Below are 22,247 nucleotides of genomic sequence, written 5' to 3'. Positions count from 1 at the left end.
AGATGGCACGCGCGGGCGGCGCAACGACAATTAAGTCGAACGGATTAAAGCAGGGCTTTCCCCGCCACCCGGCCGGCAGCGACAGGCAGGGTGGCGTGAGATAGAGACAAGCTAGTGCGCCGGCCGATCAGTGGCGATCGGTGTTGCCGCGGCGCGGGCCGCCCCGTGCCGGGCCATCGCCGCGCGGACGAGCGCCAGCAGTGCGCGGGCCGGCAGGACGGGGCCCGTTTGCGCGCGGGCCATCGGTGCGCGGACCACTCGCGCGGGGCGAATATTGGCGCGTGCCGGGGGGCGGGGGAACAGTGCCCGACGGCTGGTCGGACGGCTCGATCAGCACGTCGTCGTCCGCCGTCGCGGACTTCGCCACCGCCGCCATGAACTTGTTCGCCAGCGCGCGCGGAACCTGGAAGGCGGTTTCGTTCGGCCCGATGCGGATCGCGCCGACGTCGTTCTTGGTCAGATTGCCGCGGCGGCAGATCAGCGGCAGGATCCAGCGCGGATCGGCATTCTGGCGCCGGCCGAGGTTCATGCGGAACCACAGCACGTCATCAAAGCCGGGGCGGTGCTTTTCTCGCTGGGCGGCGCGGTGCGCTTCGGGCGTCGCCGCGATGATCTCTTCGGGCTCGGGCATGGCCGCGCGATAGGCGCGAACAAGGGCAGCCGCGATCTCCTCCGGGCTCTTTTCGGCAATCACCTTTTCGGCGAGCGCGCGGTCTTCCTCGTCCACTTCGACGGGGGCGAGCAGCTGCGAAAGCAAGCGGTCACGATCCTTGGCGCGCACGTCTTCCGGCGTCGGCGCCGACATCCATTCGACCGGGATTTTGGCGTTGCGCAGCATCGATTCGGCCCAGCGGCGGCGCTGATAGGGGACGATCAGGACGGCGGTGCCCTTCTTACCCGCGCGGCCGGTGCGGCCCGAGCGGTGCTGAAGCGTCTCGCCGTCACGCGGCAGTTCGACGTGAACAACGAGGCTGAGGCTTGGCAAGTCGATGCCGCGCGCCGCGACGTCGGTCGCGACGCACACGCGGGCGCGGCGATCGCGCAGCGCCTGAAGCGCCGCGTTGCGCTCATTCTGGCTGTGCTCGCCCGACAGCGCCACAGCGGCAAAGCCACGCTCGACCAGGCTGGCGTGAAGGTGGCGCACGTTGTCGCGGGTGGCGCAGAACAGGATCGCCGTTTCCGCTTCATGCAGGCGGAGCAGGTTGATCACCGCATGTTCGATGTCCGACGGGCTGACCGCGACCGCCTGATAGCTGATGTCGCCATGGCCCCGATCTTCCTCCACCGTGGAGATGCGCAGCGCGTCCTTCTGGTAGCGCTTGGCAAGCTGGACGATCGGCTTTGGCATGGTGGCCGAGAACAGAAGCGTGCGGCGGGTGTCAGGCGTACCGTCGAGGATTTCCTCGAGATCCTCGCGGAAGCCCATGTCGAGCATCTCGTCCGCTTCGTCGAGCACGGCGACCTTCAGCGCCGACAGCTCAAGAGCGCCACGCTCCAGGTGATCGCGCAGGCGGCCCGGCGTGCCGACGACGATATGCGCGCCGTGGTTGAGGTTGCGCCGCTCCTTGCTGGCATCCATGCCGCCGACGCAGGTGACGATCCGCGCGCCCGTGGGGCCATACAGCCAGATGAGCTCGCGGCTGACCTGCAGCGCAAGTTCGCGCGTCGGCGCGATCACCAGCGCATGCGGTTCACGCGAAGGGAGGATGCGATCGTCCTCGCCCAGCAGCTCGGCGGCCATGGCCATGCCGAACGCGACGGTCTTGCCCGAGCCAGTCCGGGCCGAAACGATGAGGTCGCGGCCCGCAGCGGCTGGTTCTATAACGGCGGCCTGAACAGGCGTAGGCGCCTCGTAACCACGCTCGGCGAGCGCACCGGCAAGCGGCGCGGGTAAAGTATCAAATGTCATTATCGGCCCTTAGATGGCTCATCTGGCGCGCACTGCAACCCTGCTAATGGTTGAAGGTAAGCCGACCGTTGCCCGCTTGCATCAGAAGAAGCGCCGCCGCTGTACCACAGACCGGCGCGCATTGCACGCGGGCATGGGCCGGCGCACAAGCGGTGCCCTTGCCATGACACAAGCCACCGCTACCTCCACGGAGCCACAAGGTGCTGGCCGACGATCCTGGCTGTTCCTGCTGGCCTATGCTCTGGCCTATGCCGGCGGGGTCATCGCCTATCTGCCGCTGCTGACATTGCTGTTGCCACTGAAGGTCGCGCAACTTGCCGGGCCGGAGCGCATCGGCCTGTTCAGCGCCATCGTGATCGGCGGCGCGCTGGCGGCGAGCATATCCAATGTCCTGTTCGGCTGGCTGAGCGATCGTTCCGTCCGGCGTGGCGGCGGGCGGCGCCGATGGATGGTGATCGGACTGGCGGGAACATGTTGTTCGTTCCTGGCCGTGGCGCTGGCGAGTTCTGCGGCGACGATCATGGCGGCCATCGTGCTGTTCCAGATATCGGTGAATGCGCTGCTGGGGCCATTGATGGCGATCATGGCGGATGAGGTGCCGGATACGCAGAAGGGCGTCGCAGGCGGGCTGCTGTCTGCGGCCGTGCCGATCGCGTCGGCGGTTTCTGCGGTGCTGGTCGGGCTGGTTTGGGCGGGCGAAGGCTTGCGCCTGACGATCCTGGCGGCCGTCGTGATCGCCGCTTGCCTGCCGTTGCTGCTCACCCCGGCGCGCATGGCGCCCGCTGCTCCTCTGCCTGCGCAAGGGGCAGCGATGCCGCGGCGCGACCTGGTCACGGCGTGGGGCGCACGATTGCTGGTGCAGGTCGCGGGCAACGCTTTGTCGCTGTACCTGCTGTATTACTTTCAGAGCATCGTGCCGACGACGGGAGCGGGCGAACTCGCGCCGCGGGTCGGCAACCTGCTGACGATCGCGTACATATTGTCGCTGCCGGTCGCCTTGCTCGCGGGGCGAGCATCGGATCGGCTCGGGCGGCGCAAGCCGGTGCTTCTGGCTGGCGCGCTGTTCGCCGCCGCCGGGCTGCTCGGCATGGCGCTCGCCAACGACTGGCGCTGGGCGGCGATTTGCTTTGCCGTGTACGCCATCGGCTCGGCCGTGTTCCTCGCCCTGCACGCGGCCTTTGCGATGCAGTTGCTTCCCAGCCCGGCGAACCGGGGACGCGATCTGGGCCTCCTCAATCTCGCCAACACCCTGCCGGCGCTGCTTGGGCCGCTGCTGACCTGGGCGCTCGCCACGCCCGAGGATTTCGGGGCGGTGATGATGGTGCTCGCCTTCCTGACCCTGGCCGGCGGGCTGGCGATGATCGGGGTGCGCAGCCGCAGCTGAGTTGGGAGGGGAAGCCCCGCTCCATCGCCGGGGTTCGCCCGGCGACGGGTGCGCGTCAGCCGTCGAGAATCGCGTCGATCGCGGCGGCAAGCTCCACATCGCGTTCGGACAGGCCGCCGGCGTCATGGGTGGTCAGCGTGATTTCCACCCGGTTCCAGACATTGGTCCATTCGGGATGATGATCAGCGCGCTCGGCGATCAGCGCGACCTGCGTCATGAAGCCGAACGCTTCGGCGAAATCGGTGAACACGACCGTGCGGGTGATCGCATCGCGCCCTTCGTTGTAATCCCAATCGGGCAGGCTATCGAGCGCATCGGCGCGTTCGGCTTCGCTCAGTTGATCGACCACAATCCGTATCCTTCCGACATGCTTGTCGCGTGGGAGGCGCAACGCCTATGGCGGTAGCGATGAGCGGACAAGACCTTCCCGGCGAACCGCCCTCGCTGGCGGCAATCGAGCGCCATGCGCGGCAGGTGATCCAGCGCTTGCCCGACGCGTTCCGCGCGCACCTCGGCAATGTGGTGCTGCTGGTCGAGGAGGAGGCGGATGCCGAAACGCTCGCCAGTGTCGGGCTGGAGCATCCGCTGGAGCTGACCGGCGTCTATCATGGCCGGCCGATCGGCGACAAATCGGCGTTCGACTCGGGTGCTGTGCCCGATCGCATCCATCTGTATCGTCAGGCGATCCTGGCCGAATGGTGCGAAACGGGCGTGCGGCTCGACGATCTCGTCGCGCATGTCACCATTCACGAGATCGGCCACCATTTCGGCCTGAGCGACGATGATATGCACGCGCTAGAGGACGCAGTGGCCGATTGAGCGCGTCGCTGACGCTGAGCGACGTGGCGTGCCGGCGCGGCGGGAGGCTGTTGTTCGCAGGCGTGACGCTGGCGGTGACGGCACGCGGGGCGCTCGTGGTGACGGGCGCGAACGGCTGCGGCAAATCGAGCCTGTTGCGCATGATCGCCGGCCTGCTGCCGCCGTTCGCTGGCGACGTGCAGGTGGAGGGGCGGATCGCGCTGCTGGGCGAGGCGAGTGCGCTTGACGGCGAACGCGTGCTGAGCGCGGCGCTGGCTTTCTGGGCAAAGCTCGACGGGCTGGCGGATCCGGATGCGCGGGTAGCGGGCGCGCTGGCCGATGTGGCATTGCAGGACCTTGCCGATGTGCCGGTGCGATTGTTGTCGACGGGGCAGCGCAGGCGCGCAGCGCTGGCGCGCGTGATCGCGAGCCGCGCTGACCTGTGGCTGCTCGATGAGCCGGCGACCGGCCTGGACGGTGCCTCGGTCGTGCTGCTCGAACAAGTGCTGGCGCGGCATCGTGCGCGCGGCGGGATCGCGGTGGTGGCGACGCATCAGCCGCTCGACCTGCCCGGCGCTGCCACGATCGACCTTGCTGCGTTTCGGGCCGAGGCGGCATGATCGCGCTGATCCTGCGTGATCTTCGCCGCGGCTATACCGGCGGGGGAGCGACGCTGACGCTCGGCTTTTTCCTGCTGGTGGCGATCCTGTTCCCCTTCGCGATCGGGCCGGATGCGAAGCTGCTGGCGCGGGTGGGCGGCGGCGTGATCTGGGCGGCGGCGCTGCTGGCGGCGCTGCTCCCGGTGGAGCGGCTCATCGGGCCCGACCTAGAGACGGGCGTGTTCGATCAGCTGGCAGTGCGCGGCCACCCATTGCCGATCGTGGCCGCGGCGAAGATCGCCGGCCATTGGCTGGCCTTTGCCCCGCCGGTGATGGGGGCGGCGCTGCTGTCGGCGGCGCTGCTCGGCCTGCCTGGGAAGACAATCGTGGCGGTGCTGGCCGGACTGGCGATCGGCACGCCGGGGCTGGCGGCGCTGGCGGTTGCGACCGGCGCGCTGACAGCCGGGCTGCGCGGGGCGGGGGCGATTGCGGGACTGGTGCTGCTACCGCTGGCGATCCCGCTGCTGATCTTCGGCGCCGGTGCGATCGAGGGCGGCATGGGTGGGCTGAAGCTGCTGGGCGCGGTCAGCCTGCTGTTATTGGCCGGTGCGCCATTCGTCAGTGCAGCGGCGATCCGCATCGGCATGGAATAGCCGCTGCGCCGGGCGGATCAGCGCAGGGGCTTGCCGCTGTCCTTCCAGCGATCAAGGATCTGCGAGTCCGGCGCGGGGTCTGCCGCTGGAGCCGACGGCAGCGGGGCGCCGCTCTCCAGAAGCCGCGGTTGCATCCCGCTGTTGGCGGCGATCGGCGGCGCAACGGCCACGGCGCGTTCCAGCGCGATCAGCGGTTCGGCGGGCCGCACGGGCGGTCCGGGAAGCGGTTCGCGCCCGGAATAGGGCTGATGAAAGGCAGCGGCGGTGCCCCACACACCCTTCCAGCGATGGAAGAAATGCGCGCCCACCACGTCCGTCATCACCAGCGACCGGTTCCAGGACGGCGTGACCGCGTAGGTATGATAATGCGTGGCAAGCCCGACCGGCGCGAAGACATAGCCGGCGAGCGCCGATGCAGCGGTGCGCGCAGCCCGTGCCCAGCCCTTGGCGGACGGCACGCGCGCCATCGCGCCGTCGCAGGCGAAGCTGAACTGGCAACCGCTTGCCCGCTCGGCGCCCTGGTACACGACGCCGCAGACGGTTGCCGGGAACGCGGGGTGGCGCACCCGGTTCAGCACGACCTGCGCCACGGCCCGCTGGCCCTCGTCCGGCTCCGAGGCGGCTTCGTAATAGATCGCCGCGGCGAGGCATTCGAGCGCGCGGACGCGGTCCAGGGGGGATGCACCGCGGGTGGTGAACGGCTGGGCGGGAACGATGCCGGCCGCGCTGGCGCCCGAAAGACCACGCAAGGCGGCGGGCAGGGCGGGCAGCGGCGCGGTTCCCGTTGTGCCATCGCCGGGCGAGGCAAAGGCGGATCGATCGGGGTGAGCGGCGGATAGCGAGACGCTTGCCGATGCGCCGGGCGACCGCGAGGCCGCGGCTGCGCCCCAATTGAAGAGGACAAGCGCGCCAAGCACCAGGGCGGCGATGACGCAGACGATCGGCGCCGCGATGACCGCAGCTTGCCGCCAGGCGCGCCGCCGCGCCGGCCGACTCATCCGGCGAAGCGCTGCACGCTCGCTGGGATGTAGCGCGATCGTCATGGCCGAACCGTTCCCCTCGAGCGGCGGGATTGCCGCGCACGATCCTATCTAATCGATCGGGCCGGCCATTTCGCCGAAAGATTTCGGCCTGTCCGAAGATCGGACAAAACAGAGTTAATGCCGATCCCCTTATTTGGGCTCGGTCGGCGGCGGTGAGGCCGAATTGCTGAGCATGTTGCGGCTGGGGTCGGAAATGTCGGCGCCTTGCGCGGGCATGGAGGCATTGCTGCTGCCATTCTCCGCAACATTGCCCTCCTGCGATGCCGATGGGTCGGCGACCTGCGCGAGTGCGGCCGTGGAAAGGGCGATCAGCGCGGCGCTGACGGCGGTGGCCAGGCGCATCTTTGGTTTCCTTTCAGGGCTGGGGAAGAGGCGGCGCGGTCGGCGTTTGCGGTGCCGTGGCCGGGGTGGCGCCGGACCCCAGTCGCTGAACACCACCAGGACCGTCGATCAGCGTCGATGTCGCGGGAGGCGCCCGGCGCGCGGTTGCATCACGCGCAGCCTGCTCGGCGCGGAGCCGATCCGCCTCCGCGTCTGAAGACTGCCGATATGTCGGCGCCGTGCGGGCTGAAGTGAGCGGGCTGTCGGCGTTGAGCGCGCGGTCAATCGCATTGCGCTCCGTCCCGCGGGACAGGCGGTCGGCGACCTGTGCCGTGGCATTCGCGCTGACAAAGGCGACCGACGCGATCAGAATGGCGAAGCGCATGGCTTCAGTCTCCTTTCTGGCGAACCTCCTCAAGCACTCGGATACGGCAAAAGCCCGACAGCTTTGCTGCCGGGCTTCGCTCCGTAGTGAGGGGGGGATCAGCCCTGGGGCGGAATGGTGGGCATCGTGGTGGATGGCGACGTGGGGCTGGTTGTGCTGTCCGCGCCAGAATGGCTCATGCCGGTGTGCGGCTGCGTCGATGATGGTGCGGAGGTGCGCGACGTCGTGGAGGACGTGCCAGTGGTCGGGTCCTGCGTCGACGATGTTGAGTCAGTCGCAGTGCCGGCCGGTGCGGTCGTTGACGATTGCGACGGGGTGGTCGTCGTCTGGGCAAGTGCCGCGCTCGGGATCACCAATGCTGCGGCAGCGATAAGACCAAAGGTCTTCATTTCACTCTCCTGTAGGACATCAAGAAACTAGTGAGAGTAAAATGCATGGTAAAACGAAAGGTTCTCCAGCCCGTCCCTGTTCAGGCTCGTCTTGCCTCAAACACTCAGCGAGAACGTGCATGGCAACGGATGTTCACCCGCGCTGTGCGCGATGCAACAGGAACTGATCGGCAAGAACTAGCGCCACCATTGCTTCCACCACCGGAACACCGCGAATACCGACGCAGGGATCATGACGGCCGCGGGTGGCGATTTCCGTTGCCTCTCCCGTTCGCGAGATCGTCTGTACCGGCGTCAGGATCGAGCTGGTCGGCTTGAACGCCGCGCGCACGCGGATCGGCTGGCCCGTCGCAATCCCGCCAGCGATGCCGCCGGCATGGTTGGCGAGGAATTCAGGGCCCGCGATGCCCGGGCGCATCGGATCGGCATTCGTCTCGCCGCTCAGCGCGGCGGCGGCGAAGCCATCGCCGATCTCCACACCCTTCACGGCGTTGATCGACATGATCGCGGCGGCCAGCTCGCTGTCGAGCTTGGCATAGAGTGGCGCGCCCCAGCCCGCCGGCACGCCCGTTGCCTCGCAGGCAATCACCGCGCCGAGCGAAGACCCGGCCTTGCGCGCGGCATCGACCTTCTCTTCCCACCGCGCGGCAGCCGCCGCGTCGGGGCAGAAGAACGGGTTGGCGTCGATCTGCGCATCGTCAAAGGCCGCGGGGTCGATCGCGTCGCCGCCGATCGCCTCTACCCAGGCGCGGATGCGGACGCCCGGGATCACCGCGCGGGCCACGGCACCCGCGGCCACCCGTGCCGCCGTCTCGCGCGCCGATGATCGCCCGCCGCCCCGGTAATCGCGAAGGCCGTATTTGGCGTCATAAGCATAGTCGGCATGGCCCGGACGATAGGCTTGCGCGACTTCCGAATAGTCCTTCGAGCGCTGATCGACATTCTCGATCATCAGGCTGATCGGCGTGCCGGTGGTACGGCCCTCGAACACGCCCGACAGAATTCGGACCTGATCCGGCTCGCGACGTTGGGTCGTGAAGCGCGAGGTGCCGGGACGTCGTTTGTCGAGCCAGGGCTGAATTTCCGTTTCCGCCAGCGTGAGGCCGGGGGGGCAACCGTCCACCACCGCGCCAAGCGCGGGCCCGTGCGATTCGCCCCAAGTGGTGAAGCGGAACACGCGGCCAAAGGTGTTGAAGCTCATGCTGCCCCCAGAACCGAAAAAGCCGGCGCATGCCGGGCGGCCTCGCGCACGCCGCACGGCACCAGCCCGCCCTGGAGCGGCAGCGCCATGAAATAGTCGCCGGCATAGGGAGAATCGAAGTTCCGGGCGACGGCGGGATCGTAGCCGAAGCGCGTATAGAATTCGGGGTCGCCAAGGACAAAGCTGAGCACCACGCCGGCCGCTTCCAATCGCTCGTGCGCCGCATGGATCAGTGCATCGGCAACGCCCTGCCGCCGATAGGGCTCAGCGACGGCGATGGGGGCCAGCGCCACCGCGGGCACGGCCTGCCCGCCGACCGTCACGTCCATGCGGCTGAAGACGACCGCGCCGGCGAGCGTGGCGGTATCCTCGTCATCGGCGACGAGCGTCAGCACCATGTCGCCAGCGATGCAGAGCTCGCGAACGAGATCCGCCTCGGCGGGCTGGGCGAAGCTGGTACGCAGCAGGCCGTCGATGGCGGCGACGTCGGCCGCGCTTGCCGGGCGGATCGCGATCGCCATCGCGATCAGGCCAGCGCGATGTCCGGCGCGTCCTCCGCCTTCATGCCGATCACGTTATAGCCAGCGTCGACATGGTGAACCTCGCCGGTCACGCCGCTCGCCAGATCGCTCAGCATGTAGAGGCCGGCGCCGCCGACATCCTCGATGGTGACGTTACGCTTCAAGGGCGCGTTCAGCTCGTTCCACTTCAGAATGAGGCGGAAGTCGCCGATGCCGCTGGCTGCGAGCGTCTTGATCGGGCCCGCCGAGATGGCGTTCACGCGGATATTGTCGCGGCCGAGGTCGACGGCGAGATACTGGACGCTGGTTTCCAGCGCGGCCTTGGCGAGGCCCATCACATTGTAATGCGGGATCACCTTTTCGGCGCCGTAATAGCTCAGCGTCAGCAAGCTGCCGCCGTTCGGCATCATCTTTGCCGCGCGCTGCGCCACTGCCACGAACGAATAAACGCTGATGTTCATCGTCAGAAGGAAATTGTCGAGGCTGGTGTCGACGAACCGGCCGCGCAGCTCGGTCTTGTCGGAAAAGCCGATCGCGTGGACCACGAAGTCGATCGTCGGCCAGGTTTCGGCCAGCTTCGCGAAAGTGGCATCCAGCGCCGCCATGTCGCTGACGTCGCAGTCGAACAGATGCGGCGTGCCGAGTTGCTCGGCGAGCGGGCGCACGCGCTTCTCCATCGCTTCGCCCTGATAGCTGAACGCGAGCTCTGCGCCCGCCTCCGACAGCTTCTTGGCGATGCCCCAGGCGAGCGACTTGTCGTTGGCAAGGCCCATGATGAGCCCGCGTTTGCCTGCCATCAATGCGTTCACGACGTCGCCTTTGCTTCCATTCTTGCGGGCGCCCCCTCTAGACCTGTCTCCGGGGGTTCCGCCAGTGCCGCGTTGAGATGGGCGCCAAAGACCAGCCCAAGGCCGATGAGGTAAAAGAACAGCAGCATCACCACCACACCTGCAAGGCTGCCGTAGGTGAGGTCATAGCCGCCGAGATTGGACAAGACCAGCGGGAGCCCGGCCGTCATGCCGACCCACCAGACCGCGGTGAACAGCGCACCTGGCCAGATCCGGGTTTCCGATGAGGAGCGATACTTGGACGGAGTGACGCAGTAGAACAGCATGTACAGCGCACCGAACATGACAAGGCCGGGGATGGCGCGGCTGATCCCGATCCAGCCTGCAACGTCGCGTGCCCAGGGCAGCAGCTGGTAAATGAACTGCTCCACCGCCACGAGAATGCCCTGGACCAGGAAGGACAGCAGCGCGACGATCACCGACGCCACGATCCCCAGGCTGAGCCCTAAACGCGCACGCCACAGTGATTGCGAACTCGTGGTGCCGTAGGCGCGTCGAAAAATCTCCCGGATCGTTTCCACAAAGCTGCCCACCGTCCACAGCCCGATGAGCGCGCCCAGCCACAGCAGCGATCCGGTCCGTGCTGTCAGCACGTCCGCGATCGGCTTGCGCAGGATATTCCCGACATCCGGGGGGAGGACGTGCAGGAAGGATTCAACGGCCTGCCGTGTTTCGTCATTCTGCCCGAGGACTGCCAGTACAGCCGCGGCAACGATGAAGAACGGAAACACCGTCATCAGCGCCAGATACGCCAGGTTGCCGGCGTGGATGAAGCCGTCGCTGTACACGCCCAAGCTGGCGCGCTTGAGCACCTCATAAGCAAAGCTGCCCGGCTTCACCTTGGCCAGCTGGCGATTGAGGCGCACCCGCGCGTGTCCGTGATGGCGGCGACCTTCGGGAGTCAGCGTGACCGTCTCGTCGCTCAAGATCCCTGCCCCTTCGCTCAACCCTGATACCGTGGAAAGATCAGACGCCCATGTCAGCGCGCGGGTTCCCCCCGCCGGACCACCCCTCCACAAAGCTGGCGAGCGCCGTGTCACCGGCGGGCAGATCGACCATCAGCGTGACGAGCTGGTCGCCGCGCGTCCCGTCCTTGCGGTGAAAGCCCTTGCCCTTCAGCCGCAAGGTGCGGCCCGAGGAGGAGCCCGTGGGCACCGTCAGCATCACCGGCTTTTCAACGGTGGGCACCTTTACCGGGCCGCCCTTGACCGCTTCGGTCAGCGTAATGGGCAGGTTCAGGCGCACGTCATCCCCGTCCCGCGTAAAGAAGCGGTGCGGCTGTATGTCGATCGTCACGATCGCGTCGCCCGGCCCGCCCGGGCCCTGCTCGCCCTTGCCGGGTAGCCGCATCTGCGTGCCCGTTTCGACGCCGGCCGGCAGCTTCAGATCGATCGTCTTGCCATCCGCGAGGGTGATGCGCTGGGGGGCGCAGGCGGCGGCATCGACGAACGGTACGCGCAGGCGATAGGCCGTGTTGGCGCCCTTGGGCGGTGGCTGGCGTCGGCCGAACCCGCCGGCAAAACCGCCGCCGGGCCCGCCCGCGCGCCCTCCGAACAACCCTTCAAAGATGTCCGACACGTCGACGCCCTCGGCGCCGCCGAAGTCCTGGCTCCGAAAGCCGCCCCCGCCAGGTCGCGCACCGCCAAAGCCGGCGCCGAACGGCGACGCGGGGTTGCCGTCCGCATCGATCTCGCCGCGGTCGAAGCGTGCGCGCTTGTCCTTGTCGCTCAGCAGATCATAGGCGGCGGTCACCTGGCTGAATTTCTCGGCCGCTTTCGGATTGTCCTGATTGCGGTCGGGGTGCAGCTCTTTCGCGAGCTTGCGATACGCCTTTTTGATGTCAGCCTCGGTGGCGCTCCGCGCCACGCCGAGCGTCGAATATGGATCCGCCATTGTTGCCCCAGTTGGTGTATTACCCGACTATGTGGGGCAGGCGCCGAAGGAGTGCAATGCGGCGCGGATGCGCAGCGCACGCTTGCATCGCGCACCTTGGCCGCCACTTGGCGCAGAAAGGAGCCGTGATGGCGCATTAACCAATTTCGCGCCTTTTCGGCCGGGGCCGCCCGCGGCAGAATCCGCGCCATGCGCAGGAAAATGAGTCTACATCTTGTTGATGCGGTGCGGCACGCGCTCGAGGTGGCGGATGGGCTCGGCTTGTCGGAAACCAGCCTTCATCTCAATGCGGCGCTGATCACCTTGGACGGCAAGGGCGTGCCCCCGCCGCCGACGCCGCCCCAGGGCGGAACGGTGCACTGATCGCCGCTCGCGGCGCTACGGTGCCGCCACCGTCGCGCTGGCGTCCGCCGCATCGCGCAAGTGCAGCCGCCAAACACCGTCCGCCGGTGGGGACACCTGCAGCGACGGCCCGGTGAAACCATCGGGCACTCTTGTCTCCGCCTTGCCGCTGACCTTGCTGATCAGGAACAATCCGTTGCCGGTGAAGGTGCAGGTGGCGCTGCCGGGCGCGCATGTCACCGCGGAAAGCTGCGGCAGCCGCACCAGCGTCGCAAGCGGGTGCCAGTCACCCGCCCGATCCCCAGCGGCGTCTCGCTTCACCAACCTGAAGCGCAGCGGCCCACGGGCGGAATCGCCAAGGGCGGAAGCAGGATGAAGCGTGGCGATGGCGACGCGATCGTCCTGCAGCCGCAGCGGAAGGCTCGCAGTGGCGGCGGTCTCGGCCGCTTCCACGTCGATCCGGTCGCTTGACGCAAACCGCGAGGCGCCAATGGCGCGCAAGGAGAAGGTGAGCTGCGTGTCGTGTGGCACGAAAGCGGCGCCGCCGAGCGTCAGCGGTATCGCAGGCGCAGGCCCGATGCGTTCCAGCGATGTGGCGATCAGCGTCGCTTCGGGGCGGGCGGGCATGATCCGCACCGGCACGCGAAGCGTGCGGCCATCGGCCAGCGTCGCCTGTCCTGACGCTTCGCCCGGCTTCAGCTGCTCTGCCGCCGTGCCTTCCGCCGACATCTCGAGCCGATCCGCGGTGCCGTTCCGGGCAAGCTTGCCGGGACGAAACGCGATTCCTCCGATCTCGAGCGCGCTGACCTGGTCCAGCCGGGAGCCGGCCAGCGCGCCCACGCTGTCACCGGCATGCAGCATGAAGCCGGTGATGGCAGCCGCCTCGGCATAAGCGCGAAGGTCCAGCCGGCGTGGCTGATCCACCCCGTGGCTGCGCACCAGCAGCGCCACCGGTCCCGGTTCGATACCGGCGAGCGGAACCTTGAGCGCAAGCGTGCCATCCGCCTCCGCGCTCCAGCTGACCGGCCGCTTCTTGCTACCGCGCTCTAGCCACACGTCGGCGACACAGGCGGCAGCCCCGCCCGCGAGGTTGAGCGGCGTCTCGCGCCCAACCACCAGCGTTGCCCCATCCGCCCGCCACGCGTCCCGCGCCGGGCTGACCAAGCGGAAGCGCGGCCCGTCAAACGGCTGGAACCCCCAAAAGCCCTGCAGCCGTCCCTCGGCTCGCTCCGCAAGCGCCACCGCGGGCGTGCCGACATCGCCGACAACGAAGCCGCCGGCGGCGGGATCTGCAGCGGCCGGCAAGTCCAGCATGGTTCCCGTGGCGGTCGGCACGCGAAGCGTCATTGCTCGCGGATAATCGGTGGAGAAGACGAGCGGGGCGCCGCCGACCGGCAGGATCAATCCGGGCTTGGTGAGGCAGAGTGGGCCGGCCGTCTTCACGCTGAGCGTCGGGAGCGTCGGTGGCGCCACCGTGGGCAGCGCCGCAACGAGCACCGATTGCGGCTTTCGGAAGGACGGAACGGTGTTGAGCAGCAGCTCGATCCGGCCTTCGCGCGGAACGCTCAACGCCGGGATGAAACGCAGTTGCGCGGATTGAAAGGCGCCGAGCATCCGGGCGAGATCGCGCACGACCCCGATGTAGCCGCTGTAATAGCCAAAGCCGCCCTGCGGCGTGGCGCTGAGCTGAAGCGCGATATTGGCGGGCGCGCCAGCGAGGGTCTGCGCGATGGAGCTGGTCTGGCTGTCGGCCAGCACCGCCGCGTTGCCGCTTTGCGCGAGGCAAGCCGCGCGCGGATCGGGCTGGCGCAAGAGGCAGGCGGAATCGAGCTTGATCGCGAGGCTGTCGGCGAGCTGCGGCGAGATGCGCGCAACATCGGCCGGTTCGCGGCGACGCACCTGCTCCAGAAAGGTTTCGAGCCGGGTACGGTCCAGCATCGCCTGGTTCAGTTCCTGCGAGGCACGCACGAACGCGCCGGGCTGCTCGCGCACGGCCTTTGCCACGCCATCCAGCGCGCCGCCAGTGTCGGGCACCAGGAAAACCAGCGCCTGCTGCGCGCCCTCCGGCACGCGCACATCGATGGCGGCTTCCTTCGGCTTCCAGGTGCGCGCATCGGCCAGCCAGTTCTTGGGCGGGGGATTGGTGGCACCGCGCAAGAAGACGAGCACCATGCGATACTGGGCGCTCTGCTCGGCGGGCAGGTCGGCGACGATCCGAATCCTGTCCCCGGGCGACAGGTTCGGCACCTGCGACAGCGGCAGCGTGGTATCGCCATGCGTGACCGACACGCGCAGCGACGGGCCGGCAAGATCAAAGGCATTGTTTTCCGCGCGCAACACCGAGGCGGCAGGGGCGACGAGGATCAGGCAGGCGAGCGCGGCGCGGCGGAAAGCTGCTCGCACGAAGGATGGGGTAAGCGGCACAAGCCCCGTGTAACCCGCTTTGCCTGTCCTGCAATCGCCAGCGCAGCATCAGGGGCAGTCAGCGACGGTTCAGCGGGCGGGTGATAGTGCGTGTGGCATGACACGCATCCTATCCCTGCTTGCTGCGGCCGCCGCGCTGGCCGCGCCCATCAGCGTCGCCGCGCGCGACACCCCCGACGTGGCGTTCGAAAAGGCAATCGGCGATCGTGTGCCGGGTGCGCCCGTGCGCTGCATCAGCCTCAGCGGTATCACGTCCAGCCAGATCATCGACGGAAAGGCGATCGTCTATCGCGTCGGCAGCAGGATGTACGTCAACCAGCCGCGTTCAGGCGCCGATCGGCTGGACGACCGCGACATCCTGCTGACGCGCAACATCGGTACGCAATTGTGCGGTGCCGACATGGTGCATCTAATCGATCCCGGATCGCGCTTCATCCGCAGCTCCGTCATCCTCGGTGACTTCGTGCCTTATGCCAAGGCGAAGGCGAAGGCGAGCTGACGGAGCGGCGAGCGCGCTCAGCTGAGCGGCTCGCCTGAGATGGTGATGCGGTGCATCAGCCGGCGATGGCCGTGGTAATCGTTCATCGCGTGGTGCCAGGTTGAGCGATTGTCCCAGATGGCGATCGATCCCGGCGCCCATTGCACGCGGCACTGGAACTCCTCGCGCATGCCCACCTGATAGAGATAGGTGAGCAGCGGCATGCTTTCCTCGCGCGTCCAGCCTTCGAAATGGAGCGTGAAGGCAGGGTTCACGTACAGGATTTCGCGCCCGGTGCGCGGATGCTTGATGATGACGGGGTGCACGGCCCGGGTCCGCACGTCGTGCCCCTTCAGGTCCGCCGCCTGATCGGTCTTCGCATAGATGCCGTCCGTGCTGTAGATATGGTCCGCCGAATGCACCGCGCGCATGGTGCGCAGCGTTGCCTTGAGCCCTTCCGACAGCGAGTCGAATGCCGTCGACATGCTGGCGAAGAGCGTGTCGCCGCCGCTCGGGGGCGTCTCGCGCGCCAGCAGGATCGATCCCATTGCTGGGACCTGATCATAGCTGTGATCGGTGTGCCAGCCGCCCCCGATATTGGTCTGCTGGTTCTCCGCCTTGCGGACCTCCGCGATCTCGGGATGGCCGCCGTTTGCGGGGAAATAATTGTTGATGTCGATATCCCCCCAGCGGCGCGCGAAGGCGATATGCTGTTCGGGGGTCAGTTGCTGGTCGCGAACGAAGACGACGCCGTGGTCGGCAAGCGCGGCGCGCATGGCGGCGAAGGTGTCCTCGTCCATGTGGTTCAGGTCGACACCGTGAAACTCCACGCCGATGTGAGCCCCGATCGGGTGCGTGGTGACGCGATCCTTCAGCTGCGTTGCCATGATCCACTCCTGTTTTTGTCTGTTCGCAGCTTTACCGGAGTCGTTCGGTCGATATTGTCACCAAGGTGACAATTGGCGCCGATGAGATCGCAGTTCTTGCGCGGAACGGCTGGTTCGCGCGTCAGCCTGCCGCCTTGCAGGAGAGGCTGGCCGCCGCGGGGCGAATGGTCACGCTGCGGCGTGGCCAATGGGTCTACAGCCAGGGTGATGAAGGCACCGGCCTATGTGCCGTCATCGAGGGCGCGCTCAGGCTGGAGGTGGCGCTCGGCACCGAGCGCGACGTGCTGATCGGCCTGGCGCCGGCGCCAGCAATCCTGGGGCAGGCACGGCGGGTCGGCGGCGGCCCGCGCATCCTGACGGTGCGGGCAAATACCGCCTCGCGTGTGCTGATGATCCCGGACGATGCGCTGGACCGCGCCGCCGCCCACGAGCCGGCGGTGTGGCGCGCGATCAACGAGCTTGTGTACGCGCAGTTGGAGCAAATGACCCGGCTTGCCGCGCATCTGCTGATCCAGACGCCGCGCGGGCGCGTGGCGATGCGCCTCCTTCAGTTCGCCGAGGGCGATGGCGCGCCGGTGAGCCAGGCCGATCTGGCGGAAATGACGGGACTGTCGCGCAAGACGGTCAACGCGCATCTCGCGGCACTGGAACAGACGGGCGTGATCACGCGCGGCTATCGCGCGATCACGCTGGTCGACCGCGCGGCGCTGGAACGGATCGCGCGGGGCTGAGCGTCAGCCGGCATCACCGTCGCTGCCGATCGGCATGCCCGGCGGAATCCGCGGCGCGGCGGCTTCATCCTTGAGCGCTTCGGCCAACGCCTCGCGATCCTGCAGCAGGCGCGCCGTGCTGAGTGTCCAGGCGCGGTCGTCGGCGTCGGCGAAGCGGCGTCCCGCCTGCGCCGCGACCCAATCGGTGAGCGCCTGATCCACCTGGCTCACCGCCGCGCTGCCGCTGGCAGGGGCGCGGGCGGCGCGCGCTAGGCTGAGCACGATGCGGGTACCCACCGTGCGGCGCACCGCCGCGAGGCGCGGGCCGTCCGCGGGCGCGCTGGCAAGGCCAAGCAGGCGTTCCGCGAGCATGCCGGGGCCCGGTACCGCCGGATCGCGCCGGTGCTGGTCGGCCAACCGGGCGAGGCGCTCGGGGGCGAGCAGCGCATCCAGCGTGATCTGCGCCGACACTTGCGCCGCGGTCAGCGGGTCAAAGGCAGTGCTGCCGGCGGTGCGCATCACCTCGATATCGAACTGCCGGTCGCTATCACCCGACCAGCCGGCGGAAAGAAAGGGGATCAGCCGCTCGGGCACATCCAGCGCCGCGGGATCGAGGGTAGTCAGCAACACTCGGAGCGCGTCCCCCTGCGCCGATCCGGCGACCTGCCGGGCTGCGCCATGGCCATCACCCGCCATGGCATATTCGGATTCGATCCCGCCCAGCAGCTTGGCCGCAGCCTCCACCTGATAGCGGTGGAGCAGCCAGATCGGCACAAACTTGCGCCGCAGGTTGGACGCGGGTTCGTCGGCGGCCAGCGCCTCCGGCCCGAACCGCGCCACCGCCGCCTCGCGCACCGTCATCATGCGCGATAGTTCGGCGACCGGATCGGCGCCATCATCCCACAGGCTGCCCCAGGGCTGCGAGGCGGAAGCGACCCGGGCGTTCTCGTCGGCCACGAAGCGCAGGCCCCGGCGCTGCGCGGCCGCCGCCTTGTCACGCGCCGCTGCATCGGGATCGCTCCCAGGCCGATCCCCGTACAACCAGTCGATCGCATACATATCCCACGCGCCAAGCCCGACACCATAAGCGTCCGACAGGTCAGGCGCGCCATTGACCAGCCCGATGCGCGGCGCGGGATAGTCCATCACCGAGGCGCGATCCTGCGTGCTGCCGGCAAAATTGTGGAGCAGGCCGAGTGCGTGGCCCACTTCATGCGCCGCGAGTTGCCGAATACGGGCCAACGCCACCGCGCGCGGGTCGTTCGGGCCGCCCTTGCCAGTGGCGGCGGCACCGACCAGCCCTTCATAGATCAGCATGTCCTGCCGCACCCGCAACGAGCCGAGCAGCACCGATCCCTTCAGGATTTCCCCCGTGCGCGGATCGGTGACGGCATAGCCATAGGACCAGCCGCGCGTCGCGCGGTTCACCCAGTTCACCACATTGTAGTTGAGGTCGAGCGGGTCGGCGCCCTCAGGCAGGATCTCCACGCGATAAGCGTCGATGTAACCGGCCGCTTCGAACGCCTGCTTCCACCAGGACGCGCCTTCAAGGAGGGCGGTTCGGATCGGCTCGGGCGCGGCATTGTCGATATGGAGACGATCGGCTTCTTCACCCGTGATCGGGGCGCATCCGGGTCGATGCGTTCCAGGCGAAAGCGGTTGGCTAGATTGCGCACGATCTGCCGCCCGAGCGGCGCGCCGAAATCGAGGATCTGGGTGGCGAAGCTGCCACCACGCGGATCGAAGCTGCGGCTGGTGTAGCCGGCCTCGGGCAGCGCCGCGAAGATGTGGCGGACGACAAGCGTGAACTGACGCGCGTCGGGGGCGATGTTGCGCACCTCGGCACCCGGCGTGTCGCTGGCAAAGGTCTGGCGCGCTTCGAACACGAGGTTGCGCGGGAACGCTTTCACCATGTTGACGTCGGCTGCGCTGAGATCGGCGACGAGCTTCCAGCCCTTCTCGCCGGCGTCGCGCAACTGATCGGCAATTCCCTTGGTATCGCGCGCCAGGAACGGGGCGATGTCCACCAGCAGGCGCCCGTCGGCGGACGGGATGACATCGCCGAGCCAAAGCGTGGAGGTGGCAAAGGCGTCGGTCGCCGCGGCCTGTTCGGCGGGCGATCCGCCGGTTGCGCGGAAGCGAGGGTTCTCGAGCTCGAACGCGACCTTCTTGCCCAGGCGGCGCACGACCAGCATCTGCGCAGGGCCGGGCGCCGCGCGATCGAGGCCGATGGGAGCGGAGCCGAGGCCGGTGCGCAGCGCAGTGGAATAAAGCAGGCGGGTGGATAGGCCGTCGCGGGCCGGTGCGGGCAGCGACAGGAGAATGCGGCCGCCGGCGCGATCGAGATGGACGGGGAGCAAGCCGTCGAGCCGCTCGGTTCCAGTTAGCGCGGCGGCGGCGGATTGCGCGCTCGCCGGAAGCGGCGTGGCGGCAAGCGCAAGGCCGAGCAGCATGGTGATGCGGATCATGATATTTCCCCCTGCGCCATCACTAAGAGGCGCGGTTGCGCTTGGCCAGCGGCGGAGAGCCCATGAGGGCAGTCGTCACGCTGTTGCGCGGCAAGCGCGACACGGCGATAGCGCGGGGCATGACCGACCAGCCCAACGACCACGCCCGTCACAACGAGAAGATGCGCCGCATGAAGGTGGCGCGCGACCGGATGCAGGCGCGCCGCACGCTCGAGCGCGGCTTGCTGATCGTCCATACCGGCAACGGCAAGGGCAAGTCCTCCTCCGCCTTTGGCATGGCGATCCGCTCGATCGGCTGGGGAATGCGCGTCGCGATCCTTCAGTTCGTGAAGGGCACGTGGGAGACGGGCGAGCGCAACTTTTTCGCCGACCACCCATCGGATCTTGTCAGCTTCGAGAGCATGGGCGAGGGGTTCACGTGGGACACGCAGGACCGGGCGCGCGACATTGCGGCGGCGCGGCGCGGGTGGGATCGGGCCAAGGAGCTGATCCTCGATCCCGAGATCGACTTCGTGATCCTGGACGAGCTCAACATCGTGCTGGCCGACGATACCCTGCCGTCGGCCGAGGCGCTGGCGTTCCTCAAGGACCGGCCGCTCACCAAGCATATCTGCATCACGGGGCGCGGTGCGCGGCCTGAACTCACCGAGATCGCCGATCTCGTCACCGAATTCGGCGAGGTGAAACATCCTTTCAATGCGGGCTTCAATGCGCAAAAGGGCGTCGAATATTGACGACGGGTGCCGCCGGGGCCTAGGGGCCGGCCGCGAACGGTTCCCGGAGACGGGATGAAAAGGGAAGTCGGGAAGGGCGAATAGCCTAGCCCCGCGCTGCCCCCGCAACTGTGATCGGTGAGTGCCGTCCACTCGTGCCACTGGAGTTCGCTCCGGGAAGGCCGGGCGGCACGTTGACCCGAGAGCCAGGAGACCTGCCGGTCGCACGTCGATCCATCGCGCGGACGGGGTGTGCCGGGCGGACGAGGCCGAAACCCTCGAGCGAACGACAAGAGGGATCGGCTGACGGGCGGTGCATGCGTGCGCCGGCCGCAGCCCTTTTGTTGGGGCAAGAATAATGAAGACCTTTTATTGGTTGGCTGTGCCGGCCGCTGTGATCGCTGCACCAGTGCACGCGCAGGATCTGGACCGCCGCAGCGACATCGTGGTCACCGCAAGCGGCGTGCCGCAGGACGTCGACACGACAGGTCAAGCAGTAACGATCATTGACCGCGAGACCATCGAGCAGCGGCAGACGGTTGCGCTCAGCGACCTGTTACAGACCACCCCGGGTGTGACGGTCACACGCAACGGCGGGCTCGGCACCGTCACCGCCGTTCGCATCCGCGGCGCGGAGGGGGATCAGACGCTGACGCTGATCGATGGCGTGCGCGTCAACGATCCCTCGTCGCCGGGCGGCGGCTTCGATTTCGCCAATCTGCTCACCGCCTCGATCGAGCGCGTCGAGGTGCTGCGCGGGCCGAACTCGGTGCCCTGGGGCAGCCAGGCGATCGGCGGCGTCGTCAACGTCATCACGCAACGGCCGACCGAGCAACTGCGCGCACGCGGCAATGTCGAATATGGCGACATGGACACGCTGTTCGCGAGCGGCGGCATTTCGGGCAGCAGCGGGATCGTCTCCGGCTCGCTGACCGGCGGCTATCTGCGCACCGACGGCATTTCCGCTTTTGATCGCGGCACTGAGCGCGACGGCTATCGCCAATATGGCGCCAGCGGCCGCGTGGAAGTCGCGTTCGCGCCCAACGTCCGCCTCGACTTGCGCGGCTACTGGGCCGACAGCCGCACCGATCTCGATGGCTTCCCGCCGCCGAACTTCGCCTTTGCGGACACCCGCGAATATTCGACCGCGCAGGAATTGTACGGCTATGCCGGGCTGAACGCCGACTTCCTCGACGGCCGCTTCCGCAACGTGTTGGCGTTCCAGATCGCCGACATCGATCGCGACAATTATGATCGCGATGGGGGCCCGGACACGCAGTTCCTGTCACGCGGGCGCAGCGAGCGTTACACGTACAAGGGCGACCTTCAGGCGACCGACCAGATCCGCTTGGTCGTTGGCGCGGAGCACGAAAACACGCGCTTTTTCGATGGCACCGATCGCTTCAGCCGCGGGGTGAGCAGCGCTTGGGGTGAAGTAATCCTGACGCCGATCGCTGACCTCGCCGTCACCGGCGGTGTCCGCCATGACGACGACGATGCATTTGGCGGTCGCACCACCTTTGCCGCCAACGCCGCTTACACGCTGCCGACGGGGACCACGCTTCGCGCAAGCTATGCCGAGGGCTTCAAGGCGCCGACCTTGTACCAGCTATATGCCCCCTTCTACGGCACGCTGACCCTTGATCCGGAAACGGCGAAGAGCTGGGATGCCGGCATCGAGCAGCGACTGATCGGGGATCAGCTTGTCGCGAGCGCAACCTACTTCAACCGGCGCACGCGCAACCAGATCGATTTCGATGCGCGCACCTTCACCTACAGCAATATCGGCCGAGCGAAGGCCGAAGGTGTCGAGATCGGGCTGGCGATGCGTCCGGTCGAGCGCTTCACCGTCAGCGCCTCGTACAGTCACATCGACAGCGAGAACCGCAGCGCCGGCTTCGTCGGCAACGATCTGGCGCGCCGGCCGGAAGACAGCGTCAGCGTGTCGGCCGATTATCGCTTCCCCTTCGGCCTTGCGCTCGGCGCAACGGTGCTCGCCGTAGGTGACAGCTTCGACAATGCGGCAAACACCGTGCGGCTGGATGGCTATACGCTGACGAACCTGCGCGCCGAGCTGCCGCTGAACGATCGGCTGTCGCTCTATGGGCGTGTCGAGAATGTGTTCGACGCGGATTACCGCGTCGTCGCCAATTACGGCACGATCGGCCGCGCCGCCTTTGGCGGGCTCCGGGTGAAGCTGGACTGACGCCATCGGGAACATGCCGTCAGCCCGTCCTTGTGCCGGGGTCCACCGAGCCGCACACTCGCGGGTGTGAGAATA

The 22,247-nt window shown here is 67.7% G+C and carries 24 protein-coding genes and 1 riboswitch; of the genes, 10 read left to right on the top strand and 14 right to left on the bottom strand.

Translation table 11 applies throughout. The features are described from left to right. Positions 1-127: 127 nt before the first annotated feature. Positions 128-1,909, bottom strand: a complete 1,782-nt coding sequence (locus SPMU_RS10155) for a DEAD/DEAH box helicase (RefSeq protein WP_088333784.1) — start codon at positions 1,907-1,909, stop codon at positions 128-130. A 163-nt stretch (positions 1,910-2,072) separates the two neighbouring features. On the opposite strand from SPMU_RS10155, the gene SPMU_RS10150 reads away from it, so the two are divergent. Then, positions 2,073-3,293: an MFS transporter gene (locus SPMU_RS10150; RefSeq protein WP_088334090.1), complete on the top strand. Its 1,221-nt coding sequence runs from the start codon at positions 2,073-2,075 to the stop codon at positions 3,291-3,293. 55 nt (positions 3,294-3,348) lie between these two features. Here SPMU_RS10150 and SPMU_RS10145 read toward each other — a convergent pair whose 3' ends face one another. Next, positions 3,349-3,642, bottom strand: a complete 294-nt coding sequence (locus SPMU_RS10145; RefSeq protein ID WP_088333783.1) for a 4a-hydroxytetrahydrobiopterin dehydratase — start codon at positions 3,640-3,642, stop codon at positions 3,349-3,351. A 59-nt stretch (positions 3,643-3,701) separates the two neighbouring features. On the opposite strand from SPMU_RS10145, the gene SPMU_RS10140 reads away from it, so the two are divergent. From SPMU_RS10140 to SPMU_RS10130, 3 genes are read left to right on the top strand one after another with little or no spacing between them, the layout of a single operon-like run. After that, on the top strand, positions 3,702-4,112 hold the full coding sequence (locus SPMU_RS10140) for a metallopeptidase family protein (protein WP_245833063.1): 411 nt from the start codon (positions 3,702-3,704) through the stop codon (positions 4,110-4,112). After that, positions 4,109-4,711, top strand: a complete 603-nt coding sequence (gene ccmA, locus SPMU_RS10135) for a heme ABC exporter ATP-binding protein CcmA (protein ID WP_088333781.1) — start codon at positions 4,109-4,111, stop codon at positions 4,709-4,711. Before SPMU_RS10140 ends, ccmA begins: the two co-directional genes overlap by 4 nt. After that, entirely contained in the window at positions 4,708-5,343 is a 636-nt protein-coding gene (locus SPMU_RS10130) for a heme exporter protein CcmB (protein ID WP_088333780.1), read from the top strand. The genes ccmA and SPMU_RS10130 overlap by 4 nt, the downstream gene beginning before the upstream one ends. A gap of 17 nt (positions 5,344-5,360) precedes the next feature. Here SPMU_RS10130 and SPMU_RS10125 read toward each other — a convergent pair whose 3' ends face one another. From SPMU_RS10125 to SPMU_RS10115, 3 genes are all read right to left on the bottom strand, one after another. Continuing rightward, positions 5,361-6,386, bottom strand: a complete 1,026-nt coding sequence (locus tag SPMU_RS10125; RefSeq protein ID WP_245833061.1) for a cell wall hydrolase — start codon at positions 6,384-6,386, stop codon at positions 5,361-5,363. A 129-nt stretch (positions 6,387-6,515) separates the two neighbouring features. Then, positions 6,516-6,728, bottom strand: coding sequence for a hypothetical protein (locus SPMU_RS10120; RefSeq protein ID WP_088333779.1), 213 nt, complete (start codon positions 6,726-6,728; stop codon positions 6,516-6,518). A 13-nt stretch (positions 6,729-6,741) separates the two neighbouring features. Then, positions 6,742-7,092, bottom strand: coding sequence for a hypothetical protein (locus SPMU_RS10115; protein WP_088333778.1), 351 nt, complete (start codon positions 7,090-7,092; stop codon positions 6,742-6,744). 114 nt (positions 7,093-7,206) lie between these two features. On the opposite strand from SPMU_RS10115, the gene SPMU_RS10110 reads away from it, so the two are divergent. Further along, complete coding sequence (locus SPMU_RS10110; RefSeq protein ID WP_088333777.1) at positions 7,207-7,512, top strand: hypothetical protein; 306 nt, start codon at positions 7,207-7,209, stop codon at positions 7,510-7,512. A gap of 102 nt (positions 7,513-7,614) precedes the next feature. On the opposite strand, the gene aroC is transcribed toward SPMU_RS10110, so the two are convergent. Genes aroC through SPMU_RS10085 form a run of 5 tightly spaced genes read right to left on the bottom strand, consistent with a single transcriptional unit; the run spans position 7,615 to position 11,944 of the window. Next, positions 7,615-8,682, bottom strand: a complete 1,068-nt coding sequence (gene aroC, locus SPMU_RS10105; RefSeq protein ID WP_088333776.1) for a chorismate synthase — start codon at positions 8,680-8,682, stop codon at positions 7,615-7,617. Next, positions 8,679-9,203 carry a GNAT family N-acetyltransferase gene (locus SPMU_RS10100; RefSeq protein ID WP_088333775.1) on the bottom strand — a complete coding sequence of 175 codons (525 nt, stop codon included), beginning with the start codon at positions 9,201-9,203 and terminating at the stop codon, positions 8,679-8,681. Before SPMU_RS10100 ends, aroC begins: the two co-directional genes overlap by 4 nt. 5 nt (positions 9,204-9,208) lie before the next feature. Then, entirely contained in the window at positions 9,209-10,012 is an 804-nt protein-coding gene (gene fabI, locus SPMU_RS10095) for an enoyl-ACP reductase FabI (RefSeq protein WP_088333774.1), read from the bottom strand. Then, positions 10,009-10,977: a YihY/virulence factor BrkB family protein gene (locus tag SPMU_RS10090; RefSeq protein WP_245833059.1), complete on the bottom strand. Its 969-nt coding sequence runs from the start codon at positions 10,975-10,977 to the stop codon at positions 10,009-10,011. Before SPMU_RS10090 ends, fabI begins: the two co-directional genes overlap by 4 nt. Positions 10,978-11,017: 40 nt before the next feature. Further along, positions 11,018-11,944: a DnaJ C-terminal domain-containing protein gene (locus tag SPMU_RS10085; protein WP_088333772.1), complete on the bottom strand. Its 927-nt coding sequence runs from the start codon at positions 11,942-11,944 to the stop codon at positions 11,018-11,020. Between the two features lie 201 nt (positions 11,945-12,145). On the opposite strand from SPMU_RS10085, the gene SPMU_RS16905 reads away from it, so the two are divergent. Further along, positions 12,146-12,307, top strand: a complete 162-nt coding sequence (locus tag SPMU_RS16905; protein WP_169715683.1) for a hypothetical protein — start codon at positions 12,146-12,148, stop codon at positions 12,305-12,307. A 15-nt stretch (positions 12,308-12,322) separates the two neighbouring features. Here the strand turns inward: SPMU_RS16905 and SPMU_RS10080 are convergent, their stop codons facing one another. Beyond that, entirely contained in the window at positions 12,323-14,689 is a 2,367-nt protein-coding gene (locus tag SPMU_RS10080) for a hypothetical protein (RefSeq protein WP_245833046.1), read from the bottom strand. A gap of 118 nt (positions 14,690-14,807) precedes the next feature. On the opposite strand from SPMU_RS10080, the gene SPMU_RS10075 reads away from it, so the two are divergent. After that, the gene (locus SPMU_RS10075; protein WP_088333771.1) at positions 14,808-15,209 is read left to right on the top strand and encodes a hypothetical protein; all 402 of its coding nucleotides are present in this window, start codon (positions 14,808-14,810) and stop codon (positions 15,207-15,209) included. A 17-nt stretch (positions 15,210-15,226) separates the two neighbouring features. Here the strand turns inward: SPMU_RS10075 and SPMU_RS10070 are convergent, their stop codons facing one another. Next, positions 15,227-16,075, bottom strand: a complete 849-nt coding sequence (locus tag SPMU_RS10070) for a TauD/TfdA dioxygenase family protein (RefSeq protein WP_088333770.1) — start codon at positions 16,073-16,075, stop codon at positions 15,227-15,229. A gap of 65 nt (positions 16,076-16,140) precedes the next feature. On the opposite strand from SPMU_RS10070, the gene SPMU_RS10065 reads away from it, so the two are divergent. Continuing rightward, positions 16,141-16,806: a Crp/Fnr family transcriptional regulator gene (locus SPMU_RS10065; RefSeq protein ID WP_088333769.1), complete on the top strand. Its 666-nt coding sequence runs from the start codon at positions 16,141-16,143 to the stop codon at positions 16,804-16,806. A gap of 3 nt (positions 16,807-16,809) precedes the next feature. On the opposite strand, the gene SPMU_RS17235 is transcribed toward SPMU_RS10065, so the two are convergent. Together SPMU_RS17235 and SPMU_RS17230 are read right to left on the bottom strand one after the other, a co-directional pair. Then, positions 16,810-18,273 carry a zinc-dependent metalloprotease gene (locus tag SPMU_RS17235; RefSeq protein ID WP_245833043.1) on the bottom strand — a complete coding sequence of 488 codons (1,464 nt, stop codon included), beginning with the start codon at positions 18,271-18,273 and terminating at the stop codon, positions 16,810-16,812. Beyond that, positions 18,219-19,253 (bottom strand): DUF5117 domain-containing protein, encoded by a 1,035-nt coding sequence (locus SPMU_RS17230; protein WP_245833040.1) that lies wholly within the window; start codon positions 19,251-19,253, stop codon positions 18,219-18,221. The genes SPMU_RS17235 and SPMU_RS17230 overlap by 55 nt, the downstream gene beginning before the upstream one ends. 119 nt (positions 19,254-19,372) lie before the next feature. On the opposite strand from SPMU_RS17230, the gene cobO reads away from it, so the two are divergent. Together cobO and SPMU_RS10050 are read left to right on the top strand one after the other, a co-directional pair. Next, on the top strand, positions 19,373-19,987 hold the full coding sequence (gene cobO, locus SPMU_RS10055) for a cob(I)yrinic acid a,c-diamide adenosyltransferase (protein WP_088334086.1): 615 nt from the start codon (positions 19,373-19,375) through the stop codon (positions 19,985-19,987). A 20-nt stretch (positions 19,988-20,007) separates the two neighbouring features. Next, positions 20,008-20,204: riboswitch (cobalamin riboswitch) on the top strand. Positions 20,205-20,324: 120 nt separating this feature from the next. After that, the gene (locus SPMU_RS10050; RefSeq protein WP_088333768.1) at positions 20,325-22,172 is read left to right on the top strand and encodes a TonB-dependent receptor plug domain-containing protein; all 1,848 of its coding nucleotides are present in this window, start codon (positions 20,325-20,327) and stop codon (positions 22,170-22,172) included. Positions 22,173-22,247 lie beyond the last annotated feature (75 nt).

The sequence above is a fragment of the Sphingomonas mucosissima genome (assembly GCF_002197665.1).
GTDB classification, from domain to species: Bacteria; Pseudomonadota; Alphaproteobacteria; order Sphingomonadales; family Sphingomonadaceae; genus Sphingomonas; species Sphingomonas mucosissima.
This window is presented reverse-complemented; position numbering and strand designations above follow the sequence as displayed.

Coding starts and splice junctions, on each gene's coding strand:
- SPMU_RS10125 (WP_245833061.1), bottom strand. CDS start 6,386: ATGACGATCGCGCTACATCCCAGCGAGCGTGCAGCGCTTCGCCGGATG.
- SPMU_RS10100 (WP_088333775.1), bottom strand. CDS start 9,203: ATGGCGATCGCGATCCGCCCGGCAAGCGCGGCCGACGTCGCCGCCATC.
- SPMU_RS10115 (WP_088333778.1), bottom strand. CDS start 7,092: ATGCGCTTCGCCATTCTGATCGCGTCGGTCGCCTTTGTCAGCGCGAAT.
- SPMU_RS10155 (WP_088333784.1), bottom strand. CDS start 1,909: ATGACATTTGATACTTTACCCGCGCCGCTTGCCGGTGCGCTCGCCGAG.
- SPMU_RS10150 (WP_088334090.1), top strand. CDS start 2,073: ATGACACAAGCCACCGCTACCTCCACGGAGCCACAAGGTGCTGGCCGA.
- SPMU_RS10130 (WP_088333780.1), top strand. CDS start 4,708: ATGATCGCGCTGATCCTGCGTGATCTTCGCCGCGGCTATACCGGCGGG.
- SPMU_RS10050 (WP_088333768.1), top strand. CDS start 20,325: ATGAAGACCTTTTATTGGTTGGCTGTGCCGGCCGCTGTGATCGCTGCA.
- SPMU_RS10085 (WP_088333772.1), bottom strand. CDS start 11,944: ATGGCGGATCCATATTCGACGCTCGGCGTGGCGCGGAGCGCCACCGAG.
- SPMU_RS10075 (WP_088333771.1), top strand. CDS start 14,808: ATGACACGCATCCTATCCCTGCTTGCTGCGGCCGCCGCGCTGGCCGCG.
- SPMU_RS10140 (WP_245833063.1), top strand. CDS start 3,702: ATGAGCGGACAAGACCTTCCCGGCGAACCGCCCTCGCTGGCGGCAATC.
- SPMU_RS16905 (WP_169715683.1), top strand. CDS start 12,146: ATGAGTCTACATCTTGTTGATGCGGTGCGGCACGCGCTCGAGGTGGCG.
- SPMU_RS17230 (WP_245833040.1), bottom strand. CDS start 19,253: ATGATCCGCATCACCATGCTGCTCGGCCTTGCGCTTGCCGCCACGCCG.
- aroC (WP_088333776.1), bottom strand. CDS start 8,682: ATGAGCTTCAACACCTTTGGCCGCGTGTTCCGCTTCACCACTTGGGGC.
- SPMU_RS10070 (WP_088333770.1), bottom strand. CDS start 16,075: ATGGCAACGCAGCTGAAGGATCGCGTCACCACGCACCCGATCGGGGCT.
- cobO (WP_088334086.1), top strand. CDS start 19,373: ATGACCGACCAGCCCAACGACCACGCCCGTCACAACGAGAAGATGCGC.
- SPMU_RS10120 (WP_088333779.1), bottom strand. CDS start 6,728: ATGCGCCTGGCCACCGCCGTCAGCGCCGCGCTGATCGCCCTTTCCACG.
- SPMU_RS10110 (WP_088333777.1), top strand. CDS start 7,207: ATGGTGGGCATCGTGGTGGATGGCGACGTGGGGCTGGTTGTGCTGTCC.